Raw genomic sequence first — 24,088 nt, forward strand, 5'->3', positions numbered from 1 at the left:
CTGATATCTGAAAAACGGATGGCTATGAAACACGAAGTGACCCTGAGACAGTTCCGATATTTCATTGCTGCTGCGGTCAGTGGCCAGTTCTCGGCAGCCGCCCAGGCGGAGAACGTATCGCAGTCGGCAATCAGCAATGCGGTACAAAGTTTGGAACGCCAGCTCAACGTTTCCTTGTTTGAGCGTTTACCCCATGGCGTGGAATTGACACCACAGGGACAGGCTTTTTTTCACCATGCGCATCACGTGCTCGATGCGGTCAGTGATGCCCTGAACCATGCCGATTTGCGGCGTCAGAACATCAAAGGGCAGATTCGGGTGGCGGCGGGCTACACCGTGCTGGGCTATTTCTTGCCTGATCTCATCAGCCGCTTTAAGCACAGCTATCCCAATATCGATATTGAACTGGTCGATATGGAGCGCCCGGAAATGGAGGCAGCGCTGCAAGCGGAACGCATCGATTTGGGTGTGGCTATTTTGTCTAATATCAGCGACTTGGCCAGATATGGGCATCATCGCCTGAGCAGCTCCCGGCGTCGCTTGTGGGTATCGGATCAGCATGCTCTGGCAAATGAAGCCAGTGCGTCGCTGGAGCAGATTAATGGTTTTCCCTACATATTCCTGACTGTGGACGATGCAGACACCGCCGCCATGCGCCATGGCGGTGACTCCGGCTTTCCCGAGCGGGTCGCCATGCGTACTCGTTCTTTGGAAGCGGTACGAGGTTTGGTGGCTTACGGTTTTGGTGTGACGATTCTGTCTGACATGGTTTACCGGCCCTGGTCATTGGAGGGCAAGCGTATTCATGCCATTGGAATCAGTGACCCGGTAGAGTCCGTTGAGGTGGGCTTGTTGTGGCCCAAAGGGCGCGAACCTGAAGGTTTGGTGGCCTTGTTCCAGCGCTTTTTAATTCAGGCCTGTGACCATGATATGGCTCGCGCCGGCCTGGGAGGCCGGCGCGGTGGGGGATTGCTGTAGCGTCGTAAGGGTTTACGGCACCAAAGCCAAACCGATACGGAACTGCGAGGAACTGCGTTCGCGGTAGCTCAACATGGTTTCTGCGTATCCCGAGAAGTACTGGCCATAGATGTAGCCATTCATATTCAAGGGGGTACGCTTCAAAGGCCAGGCAATCGAGAGCTCGTGCGTGTTGCGATTACCCGCTCCCTTGTTGTACATACCTGACAAGACCAGCCCGTTATCCTGAGCGTAGCGGATCTTCCAGTCGAAGCGGCCACGGTAGTGTGCCCAGTCATCGTTCTCGCCCATGAACACATAGTGTTTGACGCGCGGCGCAAAGGTCAGGGTAGCGCCGTGATCGAAGCGGTAATTGAATTCAGGCTGGATAAAGACTTCGTTCATGGAACGGGAATCGTCGCCTGCCTTACCGTTGGACGCGTGCTCGTACCCCGTTGCCAGGCCCATGAACAAACGTTTCTGATCGGATTCCCAGATCGAATCCTTACGCCAGAAGAAGCTGGGTCGGTACGTGGTATCGATAAAAGGCTTGGAATCAGAATGCAGATCCCACAAAGCCGTCTGCGTGTAACCGATATAGAAGTGGTCGTAGAAGCGCGGGTTGCTCGGGTCTGACGGGGAATGCAGGCGGTACTTGAAGCTCAGCTGGAAGCGAGCATTGTTACCGCCTTTATTGCCCATGATGAAGTAGGTCGGATCATGCTCGGAGATCGCATTGCTGAAATTCTCAAAGCTGGAACTAGCAGGCTTAAGACCATAGCCACTATTGATGGCGGGGCCTTCTGCTTGCGCACCGGCTGCAGCGGCCTGGGCAGAGGGCAGGGCCGGGTCAATCACGCGTGGATCACTGCCCGCACCGGCATTCACGACTGCAGAAGCGGCTGGCCGTGACGTAATCGGGCTTTGGCCTTCCGGATTGGTGTCCAGCGCCAACATTACACGTTCGCCTTCAATATTGACGGCTTGCAGGCCGATGAGTCCATTGGGGACGACGGCTCGCCAGCTGTAGGCGGTGAAATTGTTGGTGGGGATGGACGCTCGGGGCCGTGGGGTCACTAGCTCGGCCAAACTGCGGATAACATTGCCATCGTTGTCGCGCCATTGCAAAACCAGGTTTTGCGGGGCGGTCCAGTTCATCAAGCTACCGGTGTCGTTGTAGACGATGGCGTCAATATTGACGCTTTCGCCTGAGCTGGCCTGAACTTGGCGCAGTTGATAGGTGATACCTGCCTGGGCGGTGCTCAGGACTGCGCTCAAGAGAAGGAATGGGGCCGATAGGATTAAAGAGTGCTTGCTTAGTTTCTTTGTTGTCGGCATGGAAAATGGGTCCAGGAAACGAGTTAATCCGTACACGACTGTACCATTTGGGCTCCAAAATACTACTTATAATTATTATTCTTACAGTATTGACACTCTGTCCCGCTTGCTGCTTATCTAAATCGGCTTTTCAGGCTAAAATAGTCGATTGTCCTATTCACGCCTTATTTTTCTTTGCAAAATCAGGCTGGAAATTCGGTCCTTTCTGACAGGACCTTGCACCGGACAGCGACTGCTGTTTGGCGTGCAATCTGAACTTGGCGGGTGTAGCTCAGTTGGATAGAGCACAGGCCTTCTAAGCCTGGGGCCGGGGGTTCGAACCCCTCCACCCGCGCCATCTTCACTCCTTTTCTTACACGGTTTGCGTCGCCTTACTTTCTGGCCGACACGCTGCTTCTGTGCGTCTTTTATCCCCTTTGTTTTTCTTGCAAGTCACTGTTTTTGCAGTGGTTTTTTGTGTCTTTGTGTGCCTGTTTCCTAGCAGGTGGAAAGAGGGCTTTGTGCTTTCCTAGGCATTACCCTGATGCCCTGCTCATAGTAAGCATGGTGTAAGTGTCCGGATCTAATGTTCACCGCATAGGCGTCGGCAGGCGTCTTTACAGCGCCGTTTTCCGCCTTTTCAGGGCGGGGCCGGTTCATAAGATACGCCAGCGAAATAAGGCGTTCAGAACAATGCGGAGACAAACTATGCAAGACCCTCTTGTAGGTCGAATTTCGGCCAATCCTCGCTATCAGAATCTGGTCAAGACCCGGCTGCGCCTGGGATGGATCCTGACTATCGTGATGCTTGTGGCGTATTACAGCTACATCGGCATTATTGCGTTCGACAAGGAATTGTTCGCTGAGCGCTTGGACGACGGTGTCATGACCTTGGGCATTCCCGTGGGCTTTGGCGTGATCGTCCTGGCTGTTGTCATCACCGGCATTTATGTCTGGCGGGCCAATACCAAATTTGACCAGATGGCCAAGGAAGTTCTTGAGGAGGTGCGTAAATGAAGCATTCCTACCTTCGTTCTGGCCTGGCTTTGGGCTTGATGCTGGCTAGCCCCGCTTTGTGGGCGGCAGGCGGCGATCTGGGTGAGCTGCAACAGCAGCCCACCAACTGGACGGCCATTGGCATGTTCGGTGTCTTTGTTCTGGCCACCTTGTGGATCACTAAATGGGCGGCTGCCCGTACCAAATCGGTGTCGGACTTCTACACGGCAGGCGGCGGCATTACCGGCTTTCAAAATGGCCTGGCCATCGCGGGCGACTATATGTCGGCTGCTTCCTTCCTGGGTATTTCTGCGGCAGTGATGATCAACGGCTATGACGGCCTGATCTACTCCATCGGCTTTTTGGTGGGCTGGCCCATCATTACCTTCTTGCTGGCAGAAAAGCTTCGCAACCTGGGCAAGTTCACCTTTGCCGACGTGGCTGCGTACCGCTTCCGCCAGGGCCCCATCCGCGCCTTTGCCGCTTCGGGCACGCTGGTGGTGGTGCTGTTTTATCTGATTGCCCAAATGGTAGGCGCGGGCCAGTTGATCAAGCTGTTGTTTGGTCTGGAATACTGGGTTGCCGTGGTGCTGGTGGGCGTGCTGATGATGGTGTACGTGCTGTTTGGGGGTATGACAGCCACCACTTGGGTACAGATCATCAAAGCTGGTCTTTTGCTGTTCGGTGCCTCGTTTATGGCCATCATGGTGTTGGCACAATACGGCTTCTCGCCTGAGAAACTGTTTGCTGCCGCCGTGCAAGTCAAGACGGATGCGGCGCTTGCTGCCGGTAAAGACGCTGTGCAGGCCTCCACGATTGGTCAAGCCATCATGGGTCCTGGCAACTTCATTAAAGACCCCATCAGTGCGATCTCCTTTGGTATGGCTCTGATGTTTGGTACGGCTGGTTTGCCACACATCCTGATGCGCTTTTTCACTGTGCCTGATGCAAAAGAAGCACGTAAATCCGTGTTCTGGGCCACTACCTGGATTGGCTACTTCTACATTCTGACCTTCATTATTGGCTTTGGCGCTATCGTGCTGGTGTCCACCAACCCTCGCTTCCTGGAAGTGGGTGGCGACTTGATCGGTGGCTCCAATATGGCAGCCGTTCACTTGGCGGATGCTGTTGGCGGTGATGTGTTCCTGGGCTTCATGTCGGCCGTTGCCTTTGCCACGATTTTGGCGGTGGTGGCTGGTCTGACCTTGTCGGGTACTTCGGCCGTATCGCACGACTTGTACTCCACCCTGATCAAAAAGGGCGAGGCCACTAACGAGGAAGTCATGCGTGTTTCGCGTATCACAACCTTGATTCTGGGCGTGATTGCCGTGTTGCTGGGCATTATGTTCGAGAAGCAGAACATTGCTTTCATGGTGTCCCTGGCCTTTGCGATTGCGGCTTCGGCTAACTTCCCGGTCCTGTTCCTGTCCATTATGTGGAAAGGCTGTACGACACGGGGCGCAACGATTGGCGGCTTCCTGGGTCTGGTTGTGGCTTTGGGTCTGACCTTGCTCTCGCCATCGGTGTGGGAAGCCACATTCGGCAATCCAGCAGGTTCGTCGCCATTCCCATATGCGTCGGCAGCCTTGTTCTCCATGCCCTTGGCCTTCGTTGCTATCTGGTTCTTCTCGATCACGGACAAGAGTGCCCGTGCCCAGATCGACCGTGCGGGTTACGAAGCTCAGTCGGTACGTTCCGAAACAGGGGTGGGTGCAGAAGCAGCGTCCTCGCACTAATCTGATGCTCAAAGGCGGGCTTTCGGGTCCGCTCTTTATCCCGACAAGCTTGTTCTGTGTCGGGATATAAAAAAACCGGTGTGATGCAAATCACGCCGGTTTTTTCTTTCTGTCTACGCCTGATGGGAACGACGTTGGATAAGGCGTCAGATGGCTTGAGCCGAGTCGGCAGGCTGTGGCAGTCCGTCAAATCGCTCGTAGAAATAAGCGGCCGCCTCAGGGGCCTGATCATCTTCGGCCCGCAAGGTGGACAGAATGTAGCGCTCTGCCTTGCCGCAGACCTGACGATAGATAGCCCGGCACAACTCATAGGCCTGTTTGCCCGCCCAACCCGCTGGAAGCAGTTCGATGGGCAATTGGGGGTCGTGCAGCTGGATGCGTCGGAATTCGTGGATCAACAAGGTGCGGATCACAAAAGCCAACTCGTCGTTATAGTCCTGTCCGGCCTCCAGCATGGCCTGCGCAGGCGCAAAGCGTTGAATGAACTGGCCGTAGCCGCTAGCGACTTGAGCCAAATCCCAACTGTCCTGAATCAATTGGGACAGTGGGCGGGTTTGGGGCAGTTGCGACGGCTCCAGCTTGCCCACATACACTTGGGACTGGGCCTGAGTGGCCTGCAGGATGTAATCCAGAATGGTGTGGTCTGGATTGGGATGCAAGAAAGCCGTGGGCGACAAAGCACAAAAGCCTTCCCACAGCAGTTCTTTACGCAGGTCTGCCCGCTGCTTGGAATTCATCATCAGGCTGGGCATGCTAAAGATCAGCGTCCATTGCCCATCCCAGGCCAGATAGGTGGGGGTGTAGATGCGCTGGTAGGCGTGCTCAAAGCGCTGGCTGGCTTCGGGGCGCAAGGTGTACTGGCTGCGCCTTCCTTCGCGCTGCGCGCTGAGCCAGCCTTCCTCTGCCAGGCGATAAACGCTGGTACGCACCAAGCGGTCGCTGATCCCAAAGGGGGCCAGCAACTGAATCAGGCTGCCCAGCCAGAGTTTGCCGCCATGCGGGCGAATAACGTCGCCAAACAAGGTCATGACCAGGGACTTGGCGCGGGGAGGGCGGTTTTCCAGATGGTGGGCGGCCCATTGGGCCAGGTCGGGATTAGAAAGCTCGGACATTGTTTTTGTAAAGGCGCTAATGGCTTTATTAAGATGGAACGCCTGTCTGTGTGGACCGTTTAAGCGCTTGATTATAAAGGCTGGGTGCGCAACAGGATTGAAAGATTGTGCAAGCCAAGGTCTTTCTTGAAGCTTGCGCCAATCGGTATGTGCCGGTTTTACAGATATGGGCTAGCCAGCCAGATCAGTCGGTTGCGCAGGCGTTTGCTAAAGCCAATCTCGCTCAAGGACTCCAGGCTGACTGCTTCGGCTTCTTCAATTTCAAGATCAATCAGGTTTTGAAGCTGTCTGGCCGTATCGCGGCTGTAGATCTCCACATCCAGCTCGAAGTTCAACCGCAGGCTGCGGGGGTCCAGATTGGATGAGCCTATATAAGACCACACCCCATCAATCGTCATGAGCTTGGAGTGGTTGAACGGCCCGCAAGCACGCCACACTCGGCACCCCGCGCGCAGTACCTGATCCAGTTGGGCGGTCATGGCGTAGTTCACCAGACGCAGGTTGTTCTTTCCCGGAATCACGATGTCCACTTGAATGCCGCGCCGCGCCGCTGTATTCAGGGCACCCAGCAAGATCTGATCGGGCAGAAAATAAGGGGACTGAATGCGGATATGGCGTTGGGCAACGGCGAAGGCGCCCAGCAGCATATGGTGGGTGCTGGCCATGAAGCGATCCGGTCCGGAAGCGATGCAGCGAGCAGGAACATGCGGCTTGGGGGCGGGCGAGGCGCTGGCGTGCCAATAGTCGGGGGACAGATCCTCGCGGGTGGTAAATTGCCAGTCGTGCCGGAAAGAAGCCAATAACTGCATGACTGCCGGGCCTTCCAGGCGAAAGTGGGTGTCCTGGGAGGGCTTGCCGTCCGTGTATTGGGCCATAAAGGATTCGCGCAGATTCATACCGCCAGTAAAGCCGACGGTGCCGTCCACAATCAGTAGCTTGCGGTGACTGCGTAAATTCGCATAGGGCATGCGGAGAAAGCCCAGGGGATTAGTCATGAACAGAGCGCAGCGTATGCCCTGACGCCGCAGCAGCCGCACGATAGGAGTGCGGGAGTATTTCGCTCCAATTGCATCGACCAGTACGCGAATTTGCACGCCGCGTTGATGGGCGAGTGACAGCGCGCTGACAAATTCGCGCCCTAAGCGGTCGCTGTCAAAGATGTAGCTTTGCAGCGCAATAGTGCTGTGTGCCTGATGAATGGCTTCCAGCATGGCGGGATAGGCCTGATCACCGCCCACCAACACCCGTACATTATTGCCATTGCGCAGTTGGCTGCGGCTGACCCGGTCTCCCAGAATCTGCAAGGAACGAAAAGGGGCGCCGACTAAAGCGCCGATATCTGAAACCGGGGGATGTAGATAAGTGACTTGTTCGTAGAACACATCCGCACTATGTTCCAGCCGGCTTTGCCTGCGTACCCGGTTAATGCCCGCAATCAAATACAGAAAAGGCCCCAGCAGCGGCGACATAATGATGACGCCTACCCAACTGATGGCGGCGCGCACATCATTTTTGGTCATGGCGGCATGAATAGCTGCCGAGGCTCCCAGGACAACGCTCAGTGTCAGGGCCAGGTGCGGCCAATATTCGTGCAGCAGGAAGCGCAGTTGTATCAGATGCTCTTGCATGGGCTTCAGGGTTGATGGTTCTTGTCAGGCAAATCCGGGCGTTGGCAAAGGCTATGCATCCAGGACGGATTGGGTTCACCTTGGGCAGCCAGTTGCTGCAAGCGGGAGGGGGATCGCCACACGCCACCTCCTATACCAGGGCTAGGCTGTACGCCATACCAGAACCATTGGCCGTCTTCGTCTTGTGCTAACCAGTCCCAGTTGGCGGGCGCCTGATCCCAGCAGGGAAAACTGAGTGTCATCAGCAAACTTCCAGGAAATAGGACAGATTAGAGTATAAGAAAGCGTGGGTTTGTGCCAGTTTCTATTACAGAAGAGACCTGTCTGGTGCCAGGGATACCAATAAGCGCTTGCCTTGGTATCAGCTGTTTGCCGCCTAAGCAGTGGGGGGCTTGATAGCAGAGTGCTTGGGGCGGGGACTCACATTCAAACACAGTTTATTGTCCTGCCTGATTGCAGGTGGGGGTGTGCGAAGGCGCCAAACTTGCTACGATGAACAAACGCAAAAAAGCCCGCTTGCTTGCGGGCTCTTAGTTTTTTCCAGTTCCCGGTTTTGTCACCACTTAAGGAGATATGCAAAACGTGAGAAGCGGTAAATTTTGGGGTGACCGATGGGGCTCGAACCCACGACAACCGGAATCACAATCCGGGACTCTACCAACTGAGCTACGGTCACCACTGTTACTGCTGTTTTTGCTTCCAGACCACTTTTAGGTGTGCTGTGAAGTAAAAAATGTATTCTAGCATGGCTTTTCAAAATAATGCAATAGCTCTGCAAGAATGTCTCGACCCTGAGTTTGACCCCGGTCTTGCCGGTTTCAACACCACTCAGGTTTAATGATTTCCCCTCGTAATAGCAAGGAAGCGCGAAATGTCTCAATTATTCGTCGTTCATCCCGAAAACCCCCAACCCCGCGCATTGGCTCAAGCGGCCGAACTATTGGCCCAAGGAGGGCTTTTAGCCATTCCTACCGATTCCAGTTATGCCGTTGTGGCACGACTGGATGATAAGTCTGCGGCTGACAGCCTGCGTCGTTTGCGTGGCTTGGATGACCGTCATCATCTGACCTTGCTGTGTCGCGATCTGGCTGAGATCAGCCATTTTGCCAAAGTGGACAACCCGCAGTATCGCTTGTTGAAAATGGCGACTCCTGGCCCGTGGACTTTTATTCTGGAAGCCACCAAAGAGGTGCCACGCCGAGTCTCCCACCCTTCGCGTAAAACCATTGGTATTCGGGTTCCTAATCAGAAAGTGGCCCTGGCCCTGATGGAACAAGTGGGCAGCCCCCTTATTTCCACCACCCTGATTCCCGAAGGCGAAGATGAGCCTTTGAATGATGCCCAGGAAATTCTGGAGCGTTACGCGCATCAGCTGGCCGCAGTCGTTGACGGTGGTCCTTGCCCCTTGCAAGCGACAACCGTGATTGATCTGACCGGCCCTACACCTGAAGTGCAGCGTCTTGGCTCGGGCGATCCGGCCACCTTGGGTCTTTCCTGATCCCTTTCGCTTGCACAAAACTCGCGTCCAGGTGCGTATCCGTGTTTCAATTCTGAACCTTGGGGCAGCACTCGCTGTCCCAATCAGACGGGCTGATTGCAGGTGGTTTATCACTTCTGATTGTTCATAGATAAGCCCCCAGCCCGGACCAAGGATCACCATGGACTCTTTTATACAGACCTTGACGGTCTATGCCTTGCCAGTCATTTTCGGTATTACCCTGCACGAAGCCGCTCACGGCTACGTGGCGCGCATGTTTGGCGATCCCACGGCCATGTTGGCCGGACGCATCAGCTTAAATCCGCTGCGTCACATCGACCCGATCGGGACCATCGTTGTGCCAGCGGTCTTGCTGTTGTCCAGCGCCATGATGGGCATGGGCGGTATTTTGTTTGGTTGGGCCAAACCGGTGCCAGTGGATTGGAGCCGCTTGCGCAACCCCAAGCGCGATATGTTGTGGGTCGCATTGGCTGGCCCGGCCTCCAATATGCTGATGGCCATCGTGTGGGTGTTATATGCTCATTTGATGGTCAAGCTGGGGCAGGGCGATAGCCGCTTCTGGATGGGAATGGCTGTTGCCGGCGTTCAGGTCAATCTGGTCTTGATGGCCTTAAATCTGCTGCCTTTGCCGCCTCTGGACGGTGGACGCATCGTATTTAGTCTATTGCCTAATCGTTTGGCCTATCATTATTCCCGTATCGAGCCTTACGGCATGATCATTTTGATCCTGCTGATGTTTACTGGCGTACTTTGGACCCTGATGCGTCCTTTGATTGCGCTGGGCGAAGGCGTGTTGAAATGGTTCTTATGATTTAACGGCTTATCCGTTAAACTTGTGAGTCATATTTTTTTTGGGCTGTTGGGCCTTAAACCCGGAGATTCATCTCATCATGGCAAGTTCGGACTCTGCTATTTCCAATTTTCAGGGCAGCATGGTTGCCCTTGTTACACCCATGGATCCCAATGGGGGTCTGGATTTTGCCGCTTACCGAAAGCTGATCGACTGGCACATCCAGGAAGGAACCCGTGTGCTGGTGGTCGTTGGAACCTCGGGCGAATCGCCTACGGTCTCGGTTGATGAGCACGCCGAACTGATCAAGGTAGCCGTTGAACACGCTGCCGGTCGTGTTCCCGTGATGGCCGGTGTGGGTGGAAACTCCACGCTGGAAGCGATTGAACTGTCCCGTCACGCTCAGGAAGTGGGCGCCAATGCCGGTCTGTCGGTCGTGCCTTACTACAACCGTCCTACCCAGGAAGGGATGTATCAGCATTTCCGCGCCATTGCTGAAGCGGTTGATCTGCCTCAGTTCCTCTACAATGTGCCCGGCCGCACGGTTGCCGATCTGCAAAACGAAACCGTGCTGCGTCTGGCACAAATCCCCAACATCATTGGTATCAAGGATGCAACGGGGGATTTGGCTCGCGGTGGCTTGCTGTTGCGCGATGTTCCAGAGGACTTCATTGTGGTCAGCGGTGATGACCCAACCGCGGCTTCCTACATTTTGCTGGGCGCCAAAGGTAATATCTCCGTGACCGCCAACGTGGCCCCACGTTTGATGAGCCAGTTGTGCCAAGCAGCCTTGGACATGGATGTACCTACCGTACGCCGTCTGAATGCCCATTTGGCCGGTTTGAATAAAAACCTGTTTATTGAAGCTAACCCCATTCCCGTGAAATGGGCCGTTGCAGAATTGGGCCTTACTCAGCTGGGATATCGTTTACCATTGACGCCGTTAAATGCACAGCATCACGAATTGCTGCGTCAATCTTTGAAACTTGCGGATCTTCTTCCATGATTGCTAAGTCAGTTAATAAAAGCCTGATCGGGCTGTCCCTGGGTATGGTGCTGCTGTCGGGTTGTTCGACAGTGGACCAGATAATGGGGGGAGGCGAGTCGGTTGATTACAAGAGCACGGTGTCTGGTGATCCTTTGAGCATTCCTCCGGATCTGACCCAGGCCAACCGCGATGCGCATTACCGCGCTCCGGAAGGTGCTACGTCCTACTCGATCTACGCACAAGGTCAAAACGCTCAGCAGGCCAAGGGCGGAGCAAGCGAGATCTTGCCTCAGTCCGATGCCATTAAAGTGATGCGTGACGGCGATCTGCGCTGGTTGGTGGTAGACCGCCCCGTAGAAGACCTGTTCCCCCGCATTATTGAGTTCTGGGGTGATCATGGTTTCACCATTCAATCCCAGGATACGCGTGCTGGCCTGATCCAGACCGACTGGGCAGAGAACCGTGCCAAGATTCCTGAAAGCTGGATTCGCAGCGCCTTGGGTTCCATCATTGATCAAGTCTTTGACAGTGGCGAACGTGATCGCTTCCGCACTCGCTTTGAGCGCGTAGGCAACAAGACGGAAATCTATGTGTCCCACCAGCACATGGAAGAGACCCCTACGGCTGACGGCTCTGCCTTCAAATGGGTGTTTGCCAAGGAAGATCCAGGCCTGAACGCAGCCATGCTGGCTCGCATGATGGTGTTCCTGGGTACCGATATTGAAACTGCCCGCAACGAAGTGGCGAATGCCTCCAAGGACCCAGGCAGCGTTCAGGTTCAGACTGCGGACAAGTCGGACCAGGCCGAACTGGTGCTGAACGAGCCCTTTGACCGCGCATGGCGTCGTGTTGGCGTGGCTATCGACTCGGCAGGCTTCTCGGTTGAAGACCGTGACCGTTCCGCTGGCGAGTTCTTCATCCGCTATCTGGATTCGGATACCGGTGAGAAGATCGAACAGCAAAACATCATTGGCCGCATCTTCGGTAGCCGCAACACCGCCGAAGCCACACCGTTCCGCATCAAGCTTAGCGCTCAAGGTGCTGGCACACGTGTGACGGTACTGGATCAGCAGGGTCAGGAACAGACGTCGGGAACAGCCAAGCGCATCATCAATGTGCTGTCTACCAATCTGAGCTCCGGCAACTGATTGTTTTAAGCTGGCTTTGCGGCCGGCTTGGAAAAAGCCCTGGTTTTTACCAGGGCTTTTTTTCGTCTATGCAGGCTTGGCAGGCAGGGTGCTCAGCCTTAGGCACCTGGCTTGGCTCAAGGCTTAGAGCCCCTTGGGGACTTTCTTGTGCTGCTTAGATGATGGCTTTGGAACGGGTAGATTCGTGTTGGTCCGCCACTAACTTTTTATCCCATATAAATCTTTACTGCACAGGGCTGGACTTTCTTCAAAACTGTAAAGATAATAGGAACTATTATCATTTGATGCTTTTAGGGAGTGGCCCATGCTGAAATCGTTTTACCGTTCCGGTTTACGTTTTTGCCTGCGTATAGTGCGTGGCAGTCAGGCCTCTGCTCACGCTCCTGTAGAACCGGGTGCCCGCGCCCTGGCCATGATCGAAGCGTTGCCACGCCGTCGCCGTGAAGCGTTTGTGCTGCATCGTTTTGAGGGGCTGACCTACAAAGAAATTGCCATGCACATGGGCACCAGCCCGCGAGTCGTGGAGCAGTATGTACGCATGGCGATGCTGGCGTGCCGTCAAAACCCTGCCTCTGCAAACCGGAAGGATGGGGCTGTGCCGCGTCCGGCTGGCTCGTATGTCTAAGGACGAGCAGATGCAGCATATTGATGAACAGGCCTTGAACTGGCTGCTAAAGCACCACGACCCCAAGCACCGGAACGATGCCCGTAGCCAGTCTGCCTTCAGAGCCTGGCTTTCGATTGATCCTGAACATCAGGCTGCCTTTTTGCGCTGGAAGCTGGAGTGGGAGGCGATGGACGGGATTAGCGCTGAACAGGTGGAAAATCTGCGCTCACGTTCATCACGGTCTCAAGGGACGGAAGAACAAAACACCTGGCGTCAGCGCTGGGCGAATTTCTGCGTGGATGCCTGGTCTGCCAATCCCGCCTTACGCTTTGCCTTGAGCGGTGCTGTCTGTCTGCTCTTAGGTGTCGCCTTGCTAGGGGGCGTAGGCAGCTACTTTCTCTAAAAAACCTGTGGTGCGTATATTGTTCACAGGCTCCAAGGTGAACGCAGATACTGAGCCGCTTGTTCAATACGTTCATCAAGGCAGGCTGAGTCCAGCGAGGGAATCACACCCAGACAAGCGCCGGGTAAGTAATCGTGCAGAGTTTGCAGGTTCTCCTGAAGATGCGTCATGTGCGGGTCAACACAATTGGCCACCCAGCCCAGCAAAGGCAAACCACTGGCACGTATGGCGTGAGCCGTTAGCAAAGCATGGTTCAGTGCGCCCAAGCGCAGTCCTATGACCAGCACAACAGGAAGCTGCAAAGCCTGCGCCAAATCCACACCGCTTAGCCCTTGGCCCAAGGGCAACATAAAGCCACCCACGCCTTCAAGGACCATATAGTCGGTCTGCCCATGCAGTTGAGCAATCTTGTGTTTGATCAGAGTTGGGTCCAGTTGAAGGCCCGCTTGTGCTGCCAAAATATGTGGTGCTGCGGGCTCTTGAAACAGATAGGGCGTTAATGCCTCGGTAGAAATCTGAACGCTGGAGTGACGTGCTAATGCGTCCACGTCTTCGTTATGCAAGCGACCATCCTTTTCTTGCGCACCAGAGGCAATGGGTTTCACACCCAAGCAGCGTGCCCCTTGCTGGCGGAGCTGGTGCAGCAGGGCCGCGCTGACCAGGGTCTTGCCGATCTCCGTATCGGTGCCTGTCACAAAACAGGCCTTCATGCGTATTCCTTCATCAGTGCGTCCAGGCCAGCCAGCAAATGCTGGGCTTCAGCCTCATTCCACAGATAGCCGGGCATGAGGTAAATCGTATTGCCAATTGGCCGCAGCATCAGCCCGTATTGCAAGGCGGAGCGATAAAAGCGCCGTGCAAAACCTTGATGATCGTAGCGGGCGGGCCCCACATCCAGCTCAAAAGCCCAGATCGTTCCGCAACGCCGCAGATGCTGCATCTTTTGATGGCGCCGTGCCAGCGATTGCAAGCCGGCTTCCAGTTGCCTGCCCAATGTGTTTTGCAGCTCGTATATGGGGTACTGACGAAACAGCTCCAGAGTGGCCAGGGCGGCGCGACAAGCCAGCGGGTTACCCGTGTAGGAGTGGGAGTGCAGAAAACCTCGCCGCAAATCAGTATCGTAAAAGCCTTGGTAGAGCTGCGTGCTGGATAGCACCACGGACAAAGGCAAGGCACCGCCGCTAATGCCTTTGGACAGACACAGCAGGTCGGGCCAGATGCCGGCCTGTTCGCAGGCAAAGAAGGTGCCGGTACGCCCACAGCCGACTGCAATCTCATCCAGAATCAAATGCACTTGATAGCGGTCGCACAAGCTTCGTACGCCCCGCAAATAGTCCGTGGAATGCATCCTCATGCCAGCCGCGCATTGCACCAAAGGTTCCAGAATGACGGCTGCAATATCAGAATGACTATCCAGAATGTGTTCCAGAGACAGCAAGGCGTTTGCTGTGACGTGCGGGTAATCTTCCGGGCCAGTTGCCTGACGCAGATCCGGGCTGGTTGCAGTGTAGTGAGCACTGAGCTGGGCGCCGTAGTGTTCACGGAATAAAGCGACATCAGTGACTGCCAGGGCACCCAGGGTTTCACCGTGATAGCCCTGTTCAATGCCGACAAAACGCTGCTTGTGCTCCTGCCCTTGATTGCGCCAGTAATGCAGGCTGAGCTTGAGCGCGATTTCTACGGCGGAAGCACCATCACTGGCATAAAAAGCGTGGCCGAGTTGATGCTCTGTCAGTGCCGACAGCTGTTCAGACAGTTGCACCACGGGTTCATGAGTGAGTCCGCACAGCATGATGTGATCGAGCTGCTGCACCTGATCGGTGATGGCGGCCACTAGATGAGGATGGCTATGACCAAATAAATTCACCCACCATGAGCTGATGGCGTCCAGATAGCGGTTCCCCTCCTGGTCGTAGAGCCAGGCCCCTTGGGCGCGTTGGATTGCCAGCAGCGGCACTCCTTGCTGGTGGTGCTGCATTTGAGTACAGGGATGCCAGACAGCCTGCAGGCTGCGCTGGGCCAGGGGAGACAGAGAGCTAGGATTCATGGCAAATCACCGTAAAGAGTAGGCGGCTTCATGCAGGGCCTGGAGCAGTTTTTCAATGTCTTGCTGCTTGTGGGCGGCGGATAAAGAGATGCGGAGTCGGGCTTGATGGCGGGGTACGGTGGGCGGGCGGATGGCTGGTGCCCATATCCCGGCTTGAAGCAAGTGTTCGGAGAGCTGCATCGCCGCTTGGACTTCCCCTATCAACAGGTTTTGAATGGGGGTGTCCGAAGTAGCCAGATGCCAGGGCAGGGTCTTGCCCCGGGTCTGAAATGTGCGGATATGCTCACGTAGCACAGCGCGTTGTGTCTGAGCCTGTTTGATCAGCCCCAGACAAGCGTGTAAAGAGGCGCAGTGAGCGGGGGACAAACCTGTGCTGTACACATAGCTGCGTGCCGATTGGGTCAACCAGTCAGCTAAAGATAGCGAGCACGCAATAAAGGCTCCGCCTTGTCCTGCAGCCTTGCCAAAGGTCCCCAGGTAAATCAGGCGCTGGCGTTGCTGTGCGCTGAGCGAGAAATGCTCCGTCGCACCACCACCGTTTTCTCCTAATACTCCGATGCCGTGGGCGTCATCCAGATACAGCAGGGCGTCATGGCGTTCACACAGTTCAATCAGCTCTTGTACAGGGGCGATGGTGCCGTCCATGCTGAACAGGCTGTCTGAGATCACCAGTTTCAGGCCGCTGCGGGGGCGGCCTAGCAAGTCGTCCAAGCGTGCCATGTCCCGGTGAGGATAAACGCGCAGCCGTGCGCCGGACAGGCGGCTGCCATCGATCAGACTGGCATGGTTGAGCCGATCGCAAAAGATCGTGTCACCAGGGCCCACCAAGGCAGGAATGATGCCCAGGCTGGCTTGATAGCCGCTAACAAACAGGCGGCTGGCCTGAAAGCCCGTCCAGGCTGCCAGATCGTCTTCCAGCGCCTGCGCTAGAGGGTGGTGACCACAGATCAGGGGCGAGGCGGTTGCTCCTGCTGTGTCTTGAGGAGGGAGCTTGCTTAAGAGCGGATGCCGGCTAAGGCCCAGATAGTCATTGCCCGCGAAGTTCAACAGCAGTTGCCCATTGCTCTCGATGTGGGCATTGGCCAAGGGGCGGCTTAGGGAGCGTTGACGCCACAGATTCTTGTCTTTCAGGGCGCGAACTTGCTCTTCGATATGAGCTAAAAAAACACTCATGATGGCATTTCCCGCCATTGCACTGGCAGGCTTTTCCAGCCCCGATAGGCGGGTAAGGTCAGGCGCTCGCCTTTCCCTAGTTGAAGTCGTGACAGCAGCGGTAAGAATGTCTGCAGGCTTAGTTTGGCTTCCAGATGCACCAGGCCTGTCCCCAAGCAATGATGGATTCCGTAGCCCAGAGACAATTCGGCATGAAGCGGGCGGTTGAAATCCACTTCATCCGGCTGGGGGAAAACGTCCGGGTCTCGGTTGGCGGCGCCCAATAACAAAAGCAGCAATTGTCCTTTGCGCAGAGCTTGACCGTGCCAGTGCTGATTACGCATCACACGCCGGGCGGTGTATTGGATGGGGCTGTCATGGCGCAGCATCTCTTTGATTGCAGCAGGAATCCGAGCAGGGTTCTGCTCCAGCTCCTGCCGCTTGTCCTCGTGGCTGAGCAAGGTCTGAAACAGGGTGCTGAGCAGATGCCGGGAGGTTTCATAGCCTGCAAACAGCAACATACAGGACTGGGCCAGACGTTCGCGCCGACCTTGCAGGGATAAGTGCGGGTCTTGTAAAAGCCTCCACGCCAAGCCGTCTACTTGCAGATTGGATGGAGTTCCCAAAAAATCAGCCATCTGCAACAGGGCGTCCTGGGTGTCCATTAATAAGACAGTGTCCGGGGTGGGAGACCCGATAAAACGAGCCAGTTGCTCCGACCAGGTTTGAAAGAGTGGCAAGGGCAATTGCCCCACGCCCAGCAGATCCATCATGACCCACGCTGGAAGAGGGCGGCATACCTGCTCCACTAGATCGGCCTGACCTTGTTGAAGCTTTTGCTCCAAAGTCAGGAAGGTTTGCGCTACCCGTTTTTCAATCGTGCCGTGTAAAGACTCCAAGGCTCTTGGGGTGAAGGCGGCATTCAGGACGCGCCGTACGCGGGTGTGTCGGGGGCGGTCCATAAAGACCAGTGTTCTGGCCATCAAACCCTTAAATGCTTGCAAGCGCGGCGAGGGTTCTGCGCCCACTTGAGATACCCAGCCACCGACTCGTCGCACACTTAAATCTGGATTGCGCAGCGCCTCTTGCACGTCTTGATGCCGATGAACCAGCCATGCTCCCCCACAAAAATCCGCATCCCAAGCTAAAGGCGGCCCTTGCCGAAGAAGGGCATAAGCCGCATAGGGGGAAGCCAAATCGAAATCACCAAACATGACGCTGTTTTCCTGAAGATCAAAGCCAGCGCAGGCTAGCACTTGAGGTTCAAAGAGGCAGTCAGGAGATTGTGTCTATTAATTCTTTCCAGGTATTTTGGTGTATTTACGGGCGCATAGATCCCTTTTGGCAGTAGTAGATGTTTTTTGTGTGTCTATTTTTTACAATAAACTTGTCTGGATTCAGGTGGTTTTCACAGCAGTGGATAGCTGCATTCTGCGTATCGTGCTGACCATCCTGATGGAAAGGAGGGAGCCTTTCACTAATGCAAAGCGTTGGATATCCGCGTATCACTGCGCCTGTCAGACAGGCATAAAAAAGCCCGGCGCAAGGCCGGGCAGCTTCCAGGTAGGGCTTACCAGCAGCTAGTAAGGATCTTGGGACCTGGAAGAAAAATCAGCGAGCATCAGAGGTGGTGGCCAGCCTTGCATCAGCTTGTTCTTTGGCCTGACGCGTGGGCAGCTTCCCATTCAAAATAAAGTAGGCCAGCAAACCGATCACCAGGCCCCAGAAGGCTCCGCCAATACCGAAAAGCGTGATGTTCGCCGCCGAGGCCAGGAAGGTAATCAAAGCGGCTTCGCGGGATTTGGGTTCTGCCATGGCTCCGGCCAAACTACCCCCAATGGTTCCCAATAGCGCCAGGCCCGCCAGGGTGGTGATGAAGGTGGCGGGGAAGGCCATAAAGACGGCAGCCAGTGTCAGCCCAAAAATACCAATCAGAATATAGAACACGCCAGCGGCAATACCGGCAACCCAGCGTTTGGAGGGATCTTGGTGTGCTTCGGGGCCGGTGCAGATTGCAGCGGTAATGGCGGCCACATTCATGGCATGCGATCCGAAGGGGGCCATGATGAGCGAACCCAGGCCCGTTACCCACACAATTGGGTTGGCGCTGGTGCGAAAGCCGTCATTGCGCAAAACCAGCATGCCTGGCATGTATTGGCCCGTCAGGGTGATCAAAAACAGCGGCAGGGCAACGCTGAGCAAGGCATTAAGCGAGAAAACGGGCATGGTGAAGACAGGGGCGGCCAGTTCCAGCTTTAGACCGCTGAGGTCCACACGATGCTCCACCAGTAAAAACGCCAGGCCCAGAACCAGAATTCCGACCACCGCATAACGGGCAGAAAACCGCTTGATGATCAGGTAGGCCAGAATCAGCAAACCTGCCAGTTTTGGGTCTAGCGTCATGCTGCCAAAGGCGCCAATGCCAAATTGCAGCAAAATCCCGGCCAACAGACCGGCGGCAATACCGTTAGGAATCAGGCGGATCAGGCGTTCGAAGTACGAGGACAGGCCCAGAATCACAAAGGCCGCTGCTGAAATCAAATAGGCACCTATGGCTTCTTCGTAGGGGGTGCTGGCTAAAGCGGTGACCAAAAAGGCGGCTGCTGGGGTAGACCAGGCGGTAATAATGGGTTCGCGAGAAACCCAGCTTAAAAGCAGGCCCGTCACGCCGACACCAATTGAAATTGACCAGACCCAGGAGGCCGTCAGCTCGGGGCTGAGTCCGGCCACTTTAGCGGCTTGAAAAACCAGGATGAACGTGCCGCCATAATTGACGATGACCGAGATCAGGCCAGCCACGATAGGCGGGATCAGATCGCTGAATAAATTGGAGGAGGGCGATTGGGAAGTAGACATGGTGCTCTGCGCTTTCCAAAAAGGAAGATGACAAACGAGCACTATTTATAGCCATTAAATGGACTAGTATGACCTGACGCTTTAGGGTGTTTGAGCAGACCACTTTTAAAGTGGCTAGTCGGCTGAGTAATTGATGGGGAAGTTTAAGGCAGGGTTTGACGGTGGCCGGGATTCAGTTTTTTGATAGCTGTAAAGCTACTGGCTGTGGGCCTTGGGAGCTTTTGGCGATGAATGTTTCGCCAACTTAGCTAAAGATTGAGTGCTATAGAACGCAGCCCAATAATTTAGGCTTCTGCCATTTCTTATTTCAGCCAGCCGCATTCAGTAAATTGCTTCTTTACTGGTGTTGAATTAACCACAAGATAGCTGTTCTGATGCTGCGCTGCTGTACCTGCCAAGGCAGATAATACTGCAAGAACAAAAGCTTTCTGTACTCTTTTTTTGTTGTCAGAAATACCAAGGGCGAGACTGTTGCTAACCGGTCTCGCCCTTGTCAGGCTAAGTGGTGATGTTGGTTTTAACTTTCGTAGAACTGCAACCAGCCATCATCCATCCAGGCGTTGAGCATGTCGCGCTCATCGTCGTCCAGCTCGGCAAAGGTGTCACCCGGAATTTGCAACTCGCGCTGATCGGCCAACAGCTTCAGTGCGGGGCTGGCCGGGCAGGAGGCAACTTCACCATTGATGTACAGCTCTTCGCCGCGATACATCATGCGTGAACAGCGGTCCAAGGCCAGACGGCCAGCGGGCAGCTCGGAATCGTGCAAATCAAGCGGTTCGTCAGCGATATCGAACCAGGTATTGCTGGGTAGCTCGGTGAGCCAGACGCCTAAAAAACGAGCTGCCAAGGAGTCGTCAAAACGGATGGCGTTCAGGGCATCCAAAGACTTTTGAATCAGGTTTTCAGGCAAAGCGGCGGGGGTCGCACTGGCGCCGGCGTCTGGATCGGTATAGCGCGTTTGCATCGCTTCTGGCATAGGCATGGGTGGGTCTGCATACAGCCCGAAACCCTCCCCACTGGCAGCGGCCAACTGGTCTGAGGCGGCGTCCATCAAGCCTCGTGCCAGGGTAGCCTGCGTAGGCGAACGAAAGCCGATCGAGATCGTCATGCAGTCGCCAATGGCAATGCCGTCATGCGCCACATGCGGGGGCAGATACAGCATATCGCCCGGCTCCAGTGTGAATTCTTCCTCGGCCTGGAAATTGCGCAGAATCTTCAAGGGCAGATCGGGCACCAGGCTTAAATCTTTTTGCTGACTGATGCGCCAGTGGCGCTTGCCGTGGGCTTGCAGCAAGAACACATCGTAGCTGTCGAAATGTGGGCCTACGCCGCCGCCATCGGAAGCAATGCTGATCATGGCATCGTCCAGACGCGCATCGCCGATAAAACGGAATTGGCGCATCAGGGCAGCCGTGTTGTCATCGTGCAGATCAACGCTTTGCGCCAAGGCCGTCCAGTTGGGCTGCGAGGCAGGCGGCAGCTCGTCAAAAGGGCCGGTTTCCATTTCCCAGTCTTCGCCATCATGGACGATCAAGCGCGACTCGACTTCCTCGCGCGTTACCAGCTCGCGGATATTGTCTATGCTCAGCGAATGCTTAAAGCCAGGGATGGCAGCGCGTATCAACAAAGGTTTGCGTTGCCAGTAGGTTTGCATGAACTCATGCGCACTGATGCCACCCAAAAGGGTTAATGGCTGGTCGATATTCATGGACTGCCCGAACAAGAATTAAATTAGCCCGTAGCTTAACTGATCCGGCCCGTCCAGGCTTACGCTAAGCCAGCCAGGAAGGTGCATCCAGAGCAAAGAAACCGGAAAAAATATTCAGACACTTGCTGTTTGGCTTGTGAAAGTGTGCCGACAGGGACTATGGTTTGCGTTCATCAGCCGCTCTTGCTGGCTCATGGATTCTTCTATGCGGGAGAATGCTTCCCAAGGCCATTCCGTGCCGGGTAACAACTAGGCATCCGGACGCGTGGAATGGCAGAAAACCAAACCGGAGCACCTATAAAAAAAGGGAGCTTTTTGAGCTCCCTTTGTGCTGTTTAACCCGCTGCTTTCATCTCTTTTTTCCAGCGGTACAACAGATCCAGCGCGTCACGTGCGCTGAGATCATCGACATCCAGTTGCTTGAATTGATCCAGCAGCTCCAGCGCCTGTTCCGTGGTGGGGTCTGGCTCTGCGACCGTAGCTTCGGGGGCGCTACCTGCATTGAACAAATCCAGCTGGGCGCTAGGGTCGTTCTGTGCTTCCAGACGGCTGAGCTCACGGCTGGCTTGGCGGATAACGGCAGACGGAATTCCGGCGCGTTGTGCTACCTGAATCCCGTAGCTGCGGCTGGCGGGGCCTTCTTGGACTTCGTGCAGGAACACAATGCCCGAAGCAGATTCGGCGGCTGCCAAGTGCACGTTGGCGGCGGCAGGCAGCTCGTTGGGCAAGCGCGTGATCTCAAAGTAGTGCGTGGCAAACAAGGTGAGTGCCTGATTATGGCTGAGCAGACGATGCGCAATAGACCAGGCCAGTGCTAAACCATCATAGGTGGAAGTGCCGCGGCCAATCTCATCCATCAGCACCAGGCTGTAGGGAGTAGCGCCTGCCAGAATGGCAGCGGCTTCGGTCATTTCCATCATGAAGGTAGAGCGCCCACCTGCCAGATCATCCGCTGCTCCGATACGCGTAAAGATACGGTCGATCTGTCCGATGCGTGCGCGGCTGGCCGGTACAAAGCTGCCAATGCGTGCCAGCAGGGCAATCAAGGCCACTTGCCGCATATAGGTGGACTTACCGCCCATGTTCGGGCCAGTAATCAAGAGCATGCGGCGCTGGGCGTGCATTTCACAATGGTTGGGGGTAAAGCGTTCGATGCTGTGTTCCACCACCGGGTGGCGGCCCGCTTCAATCCAGATACCCGCTTGTTCCGTCAGCTCGGGGGCGATCCAGTTATTGTCCAAGGCATGCAAGGCCAGGGACGATAGAGTGTCCAGCTCTGCCAAGGCGCTGGAGCACAGCGCCAAGGGGCCAGCGTAGCTTTGCAACTTGTCCAGCAATTCTTCAAACAGGAATTTCTCGCGGTTCAGGCTGCGATCCTTGGCGGACAGCACTTTGTCTTCCCACTCTTTTAGTTCTGGGGTTATGAAGCGCTCGGCATTTTTCAGGGTTTGGCGACGGCGATAATCATCCGGGACCTTATCGGCCTGACCACGGCTGACTTCAATAAAGAAGCCGTGAACGCGGTTGTACTCCACGCGCAGGGTAGGAATGCCTGTGCGTTCGCGCTCTCGGGCCTCGATTTTTACCAGTACATCGCCGCTGTCGCTGGCCAGGCTGCGTAGCTCGTCCAGATCAGCGTCGTAGCCGTCTGCAATCACTCCGCCATCACGCACCAGCAGCGCTGGCTCGGAGGCAATTGCGGTGTGCAGTAGCGCTGCCAGCTCCGGGTCTAGGGCTAGATTCAGTAAATGCGCATGTAGCTGTTCTGATTGGCCAAAGTGCTGCTCCAGGTCGTGGCGCAGCTCCGGCAGGGTAGCCAGCGCATCGCGCAGGCTGGCCAATTCACGTGGGCGCACACTACGCAGCGAAATGCGGGTGGCGATACGTTCCAAATCGGGGAAACGGCGCAGCGCCTGCCGCAGCAAGCCCAAAGGATCGCCCGCATTCAGGCTGGCTGCTTGTTGAGTCTGGAAAAAGAGTGACACTACATCTTGGCGCTGCTGAACGGCTTGGTTCAAACGCAGCGGGTGATGCAGCCAGCGGCGCAGCAAACGGCTGCCCATAGGGGTCTGACAATGATCCAGAGTGGAGAACAGCGTGGGGCTGGTTTCACCGCTAATGGTTTCAGTAATTTCCAGATTCTTGCGCGTGACTGCATCCAGAACCAGAAAGTCCGAGCTGTGCTGCACGCGGATGGCGGCAATGTGCACCAGTGACTGGGATTGAGTGCTGCCTACATAGCGCAGCAAGGCGCCAGCCGCTGCCGTGGCCGCAGGCAGATCGTCCAGCCCGAAGCTGGCCAGAGAATCCAGATCAAAATGGTCCAGCAAGGTTTCGCGCGCCCCATCTTGCGCAAAGTGCCAGTCCGGCAAAGTGTGACAACTGGCTTGCGGCAATTCAGGGCTGGGGCGCAGGGATTCGGGGTAGACCAGTTCCACTGGGCCGATGCGGTTGAGCTCGGTATCCAGCATGTCAGGTTCGCACTGGCTCACCAGGAATTCGCCACTGGCCAGGTTCATCCAGGCCAGGCCAATCATTTCCTGACGTTGCACCTTGATCAAGGTGCAGGCGGCAATCAGCCTGTCGGCCTTGGGGGGCAGGAGAGCGTCATCGGTCAGTGTGCCGGGGGTGACCACACGCATGATCTTGCGTTCAACCGGGCCCTTGCTGGTGGCAGGGTCTCCCACCTGTTCGCAAATGGCTACGGACTCGCCCAAGGCGACCAGACGTGCCAGATAACCTTCCATGGCATGAAAGGGCACACCTGCCATGGGGATGGGCTCGCCATTGGAAGAACCGCGCTTGGTCAGTGTCAGGTTCAGCAGGCGGGCACCGCGTTCGGCATCGGCGTAGAACATCTCGTAGAAGTCTCCCATCCGATAGAACAGCAGATGCGAGCCAGCTTCAGCTTTGAGCTGAAGGTATTGGCGCATCATGGGCGTGTGGGCGGACAGATCGGCAGCAGAGGTCATAGCGCAGTAAAAGTCAGGAATTCAACAACAATGCCGCCCAAGAGGCGGCCGAGTGGATATTGTAGCGAGCGCAGTCAAGTGGAGGGTAGGCAAGTGCGCCTATTTAGCCCGCGTAGATATGCGGATATTGCTTGTTTGCGCATTGCCTCATCATTATCTTGCTCATTGCTATC

The 24,088-nt window shown here is 55.6% G+C and carries 20 protein-coding genes and 2 tRNA genes; 10 read left to right on the forward strand and 12 right to left on the reverse strand.

Going from position 1 to position 24,088, the window contains the following annotated elements:
• Positions 1–24 precede the first annotated feature (24 nt).
• A complete protein-coding gene (locus tag AC1RSM_RS11885) occupies positions 25–978 on the forward strand; it encodes a LysR family transcriptional regulator (protein WP_492932746.1) in 954 nt (317 codons plus the stop codon).
• A gap of 12 nt (positions 979–990) precedes the next feature.
• Here AC1RSM_RS11885 and AC1RSM_RS11890 read toward each other — a convergent pair whose 3' ends face one another.
• The gene (locus AC1RSM_RS11890; RefSeq protein WP_492932748.1) at positions 991–2,331 is read right to left on the reverse strand and encodes a phospholipase A; all 1,341 of its coding nucleotides are present in this window, start codon (positions 2,329–2,331) and stop codon (positions 991–993) included.
• A gap of 224 nt (positions 2,332–2,555) precedes the next feature.
• Between AC1RSM_RS11890 and AC1RSM_RS11895 the strand changes: the two genes are divergently transcribed.
• The 3 genes from AC1RSM_RS11895 (at position 2,556) to AC1RSM_RS11905 (ending at position 5,006) form a co-directional block, all read left to right on the forward strand.
• Positions 2,556–2,632 (forward strand) — tRNA-Arg (locus tag AC1RSM_RS11895).
• Positions 2,633–2,982: 350 nt separating this feature from the next.
• Complete coding sequence (locus AC1RSM_RS11900) at positions 2,983–3,291, forward strand: DUF485 domain-containing protein (protein ID WP_492932750.1); 309 nt, start codon at positions 2,983–2,985, stop codon at positions 3,289–3,291.
• Positions 3,288–5,006 (forward strand): cation acetate symporter, encoded by a 1,719-nt coding sequence (locus tag AC1RSM_RS11905; protein WP_492932752.1) that lies wholly within the window; start codon positions 3,288–3,290, stop codon positions 5,004–5,006. The genes AC1RSM_RS11900 and AC1RSM_RS11905 overlap by 4 nt, the downstream gene beginning before the upstream one ends.
• Before the next feature lie 146 nt (positions 5,007–5,152).
• Here AC1RSM_RS11905 and paaX read toward each other — a convergent pair whose 3' ends face one another.
• The 4 genes from paaX to AC1RSM_RS11925 form a co-directional block, all read right to left on the reverse strand.
• Positions 5,153–6,118, reverse strand: a complete 966-nt coding sequence (gene paaX / locus AC1RSM_RS11910) for a phenylacetic acid degradation operon negative regulatory protein PaaX (RefSeq protein ID WP_492932754.1) — start codon at positions 6,116–6,118, stop codon at positions 5,153–5,155.
• A 158-nt stretch (positions 6,119–6,276) separates the two neighbouring features.
• Positions 6,277–7,746, reverse strand: coding sequence for a phospholipase D-like domain-containing protein (locus AC1RSM_RS11915; protein ID WP_492932756.1), 1,470 nt, complete (start codon positions 7,744–7,746; stop codon positions 6,277–6,279).
• A gap of 5 nt (positions 7,747–7,751) precedes the next feature.
• Entirely contained in the window at positions 7,752–7,988 is a 237-nt protein-coding gene (locus AC1RSM_RS11920) for a hypothetical protein (protein WP_492932758.1), read from the reverse strand.
• Positions 7,989–8,346: 358 nt separating this feature from the next.
• Positions 8,347–8,422 (reverse strand) — tRNA-His (locus AC1RSM_RS11925).
• A gap of 195 nt (positions 8,423–8,617) precedes the next feature.
• On the opposite strand from AC1RSM_RS11925, the gene AC1RSM_RS11930 reads away from it, so the two are divergent.
• The 6 genes from AC1RSM_RS11930 to AC1RSM_RS11955 all read left to right on the forward strand — a co-directional run bounded on the left by AC1RSM_RS11930 (position 8,618) and on the right by AC1RSM_RS11955 (position 13,180).
• Positions 8,618–9,244 carry an L-threonylcarbamoyladenylate synthase gene (locus AC1RSM_RS11930; protein ID WP_492932760.1) on the forward strand — a complete coding sequence of 209 codons (627 nt, stop codon included), beginning with the start codon at positions 8,618–8,620 and terminating at the stop codon, positions 9,242–9,244.
• Between the two features lie 160 nt (positions 9,245–9,404).
• On the forward strand, positions 9,405–10,055 hold the full coding sequence (locus AC1RSM_RS11935) for a site-2 protease family protein (protein ID WP_492932761.1): 651 nt from the start codon (positions 9,405–9,407) through the stop codon (positions 10,053–10,055).
• A gap of 79 nt (positions 10,056–10,134) precedes the next feature.
• Positions 10,135–11,040, forward strand: a complete 906-nt coding sequence (dapA, locus tag AC1RSM_RS11940; protein WP_492932762.1) for a 4-hydroxy-tetrahydrodipicolinate synthase — start codon at positions 10,135–10,137, stop codon at positions 11,038–11,040.
• Positions 11,037–12,170, forward strand: a complete 1,134-nt coding sequence (gene bamC, locus AC1RSM_RS11945) for an NlpB/DapX family lipoprotein (protein ID WP_492932763.1) — start codon at positions 11,037–11,039, stop codon at positions 12,168–12,170. Before dapA ends, bamC begins: the two co-directional genes overlap by 4 nt.
• Before the next feature lie 304 nt (positions 12,171–12,474).
• Positions 12,475–12,795 (forward strand): sigma factor-like helix-turn-helix DNA-binding protein, encoded by a 321-nt coding sequence (locus tag AC1RSM_RS11950; RefSeq protein WP_492932764.1) that lies wholly within the window; start codon positions 12,475–12,477, stop codon positions 12,793–12,795.
• Positions 12,788–13,180: a FecR/PupR family sigma factor regulator gene (locus AC1RSM_RS11955; RefSeq protein ID WP_492932765.1), complete on the forward strand. Its 393-nt coding sequence runs from the start codon at positions 12,788–12,790 to the stop codon at positions 13,178–13,180. Before AC1RSM_RS11950 ends, AC1RSM_RS11955 begins: the two co-directional genes overlap by 8 nt.
• Before the next feature lie 23 nt (positions 13,181–13,203).
• On the opposite strand, the gene bioD is transcribed toward AC1RSM_RS11955, so the two are convergent.
• The 7 genes from bioD to mutS form a co-directional block, all read right to left on the reverse strand.
• Entirely contained in the window at positions 13,204–13,890 is a 687-nt protein-coding gene (bioD, locus tag AC1RSM_RS11960) for a dethiobiotin synthase (protein ID WP_492932766.1), read from the reverse strand.
• The gene (gene bioA / locus AC1RSM_RS11965) at positions 13,887–15,227 is read right to left on the reverse strand and encodes an adenosylmethionine--8-amino-7-oxononanoate transaminase (RefSeq protein ID WP_492932767.1); all 1,341 of its coding nucleotides are present in this window, start codon (positions 15,225–15,227) and stop codon (positions 13,887–13,889) included. The genes bioD and bioA overlap by 4 nt, the downstream gene beginning before the upstream one ends.
• Before the next feature lie 6 nt (positions 15,228–15,233).
• Positions 15,234–16,400, reverse strand: a complete 1,167-nt coding sequence (locus AC1RSM_RS11970; RefSeq protein WP_492932768.1) for an aminotransferase class I/II-fold pyridoxal phosphate-dependent enzyme — start codon at positions 16,398–16,400, stop codon at positions 15,234–15,236.
• Positions 16,397–17,593: a cytochrome P450 gene (locus tag AC1RSM_RS11975; RefSeq protein ID WP_492932769.1), complete on the reverse strand. Its 1,197-nt coding sequence runs from the start codon at positions 17,591–17,593 to the stop codon at positions 16,397–16,399. Before AC1RSM_RS11975 ends, AC1RSM_RS11970 begins: the two co-directional genes overlap by 4 nt.
• A gap of 397 nt (positions 17,594–17,990) precedes the next feature.
• Positions 17,991–19,235: a benzoate/H(+) symporter BenE family transporter gene (locus AC1RSM_RS11980; protein ID WP_492932770.1), complete on the reverse strand. Its 1,245-nt coding sequence runs from the start codon at positions 19,233–19,235 to the stop codon at positions 17,991–17,993.
• Positions 19,236–19,752: 517 nt separating this feature from the next.
• On the reverse strand, positions 19,753–20,943 hold the full coding sequence (locus tag AC1RSM_RS11985) for a JmjC domain-containing protein (RefSeq protein ID WP_492932771.1): 1,191 nt from the start codon (positions 20,941–20,943) through the stop codon (positions 19,753–19,755).
• A 335-nt stretch (positions 20,944–21,278) separates the two neighbouring features.
• A complete protein-coding gene (mutS, locus tag AC1RSM_RS11990) occupies positions 21,279–23,915 on the reverse strand; it encodes a DNA mismatch repair protein MutS (RefSeq protein WP_492932772.1) in 2,637 nt (878 codons plus the stop codon).
• Between the last annotated feature and the right edge of the window lie 173 nt (positions 23,916–24,088).

The organism is Alcaligenes sp. GW821-FHT11D07, from assembly GCF_058808495.1.

Coding starts and splice junctions, on each gene's coding strand:
- AC1RSM_RS11885 (WP_492932746.1), top strand. CDS start 25: ATGAAACACGAAGTGACCCTGAGACAGTTCCGATATTTCATTGCTGCT.
- AC1RSM_RS11900 (WP_492932750.1), top strand. CDS start 2,983: ATGCAAGACCCTCTTGTAGGTCGAATTTCGGCCAATCCTCGCTATCAG.
- AC1RSM_RS11905 (WP_492932752.1), top strand. CDS start 3,288: ATGAAGCATTCCTACCTTCGTTCTGGCCTGGCTTTGGGCTTGATGCTG.
- paaX (WP_492932754.1), bottom strand. CDS start 6,118: ATGTCCGAGCTTTCTAATCCCGACCTGGCCCAATGGGCCGCCCACCAT.
- AC1RSM_RS11915 (WP_492932756.1), bottom strand. CDS start 7,746: ATGCAAGAGCATCTGATACAACTGCGCTTCCTGCTGCACGAATATTGG.
- AC1RSM_RS11920 (WP_492932758.1), bottom strand. CDS start 7,988: ATGACACTCAGTTTTCCCTGCTGGGATCAGGCGCCCGCCAACTGGGAC.
- AC1RSM_RS11930 (WP_492932760.1), top strand. CDS start 8,618: ATGTCTCAATTATTCGTCGTTCATCCCGAAAACCCCCAACCCCGCGCA.
- AC1RSM_RS11935 (WP_492932761.1), top strand. CDS start 9,405: ATGGACTCTTTTATACAGACCTTGACGGTCTATGCCTTGCCAGTCATT.
- dapA (WP_492932762.1), top strand. CDS start 10,135: ATGGCAAGTTCGGACTCTGCTATTTCCAATTTTCAGGGCAGCATGGTT.
- bamC (WP_492932763.1), top strand. CDS start 11,037: ATGATTGCTAAGTCAGTTAATAAAAGCCTGATCGGGCTGTCCCTGGGT.
- AC1RSM_RS11950 (WP_492932764.1), top strand. CDS start 12,475: ATGCTGAAATCGTTTTACCGTTCCGGTTTACGTTTTTGCCTGCGTATA.
- AC1RSM_RS11955 (WP_492932765.1), top strand. CDS start 12,788: ATGTCTAAGGACGAGCAGATGCAGCATATTGATGAACAGGCCTTGAAC.
- bioD (WP_492932766.1), bottom strand. CDS start 13,890: ATGAAGGCCTGTTTTGTGACAGGCACCGATACGGAGATCGGCAAGACC.
- bioA (WP_492932767.1), bottom strand. CDS start 15,227: ATGAATCCTAGCTCTCTGTCTCCCCTGGCCCAGCGCAGCCTGCAGGCT.
- AC1RSM_RS11970 (WP_492932768.1), bottom strand. CDS start 16,400: ATGAGTGTTTTTTTAGCTCATATCGAAGAGCAAGTTCGCGCCCTGAAA.
- AC1RSM_RS11975 (WP_492932769.1), bottom strand. CDS start 17,593: ATGTTTGGTGATTTCGATTTGGCTTCCCCCTATGCGGCTTATGCCCTT.
- AC1RSM_RS11980 (WP_492932770.1), bottom strand. CDS start 19,235: ATGTCTACTTCCCAATCGCCCTCCTCCAATTTATTCAGCGATCTGATC.
- AC1RSM_RS11985 (WP_492932771.1), bottom strand. CDS start 20,943: ATGAATATCGACCAGCCATTAACCCTTTTGGGTGGCATCAGTGCGCAT.
- mutS (WP_492932772.1), bottom strand. CDS start 23,915: ATGACCTCTGCTGCCGATCTGTCCGCCCACACGCCCATGATGCGCCAA.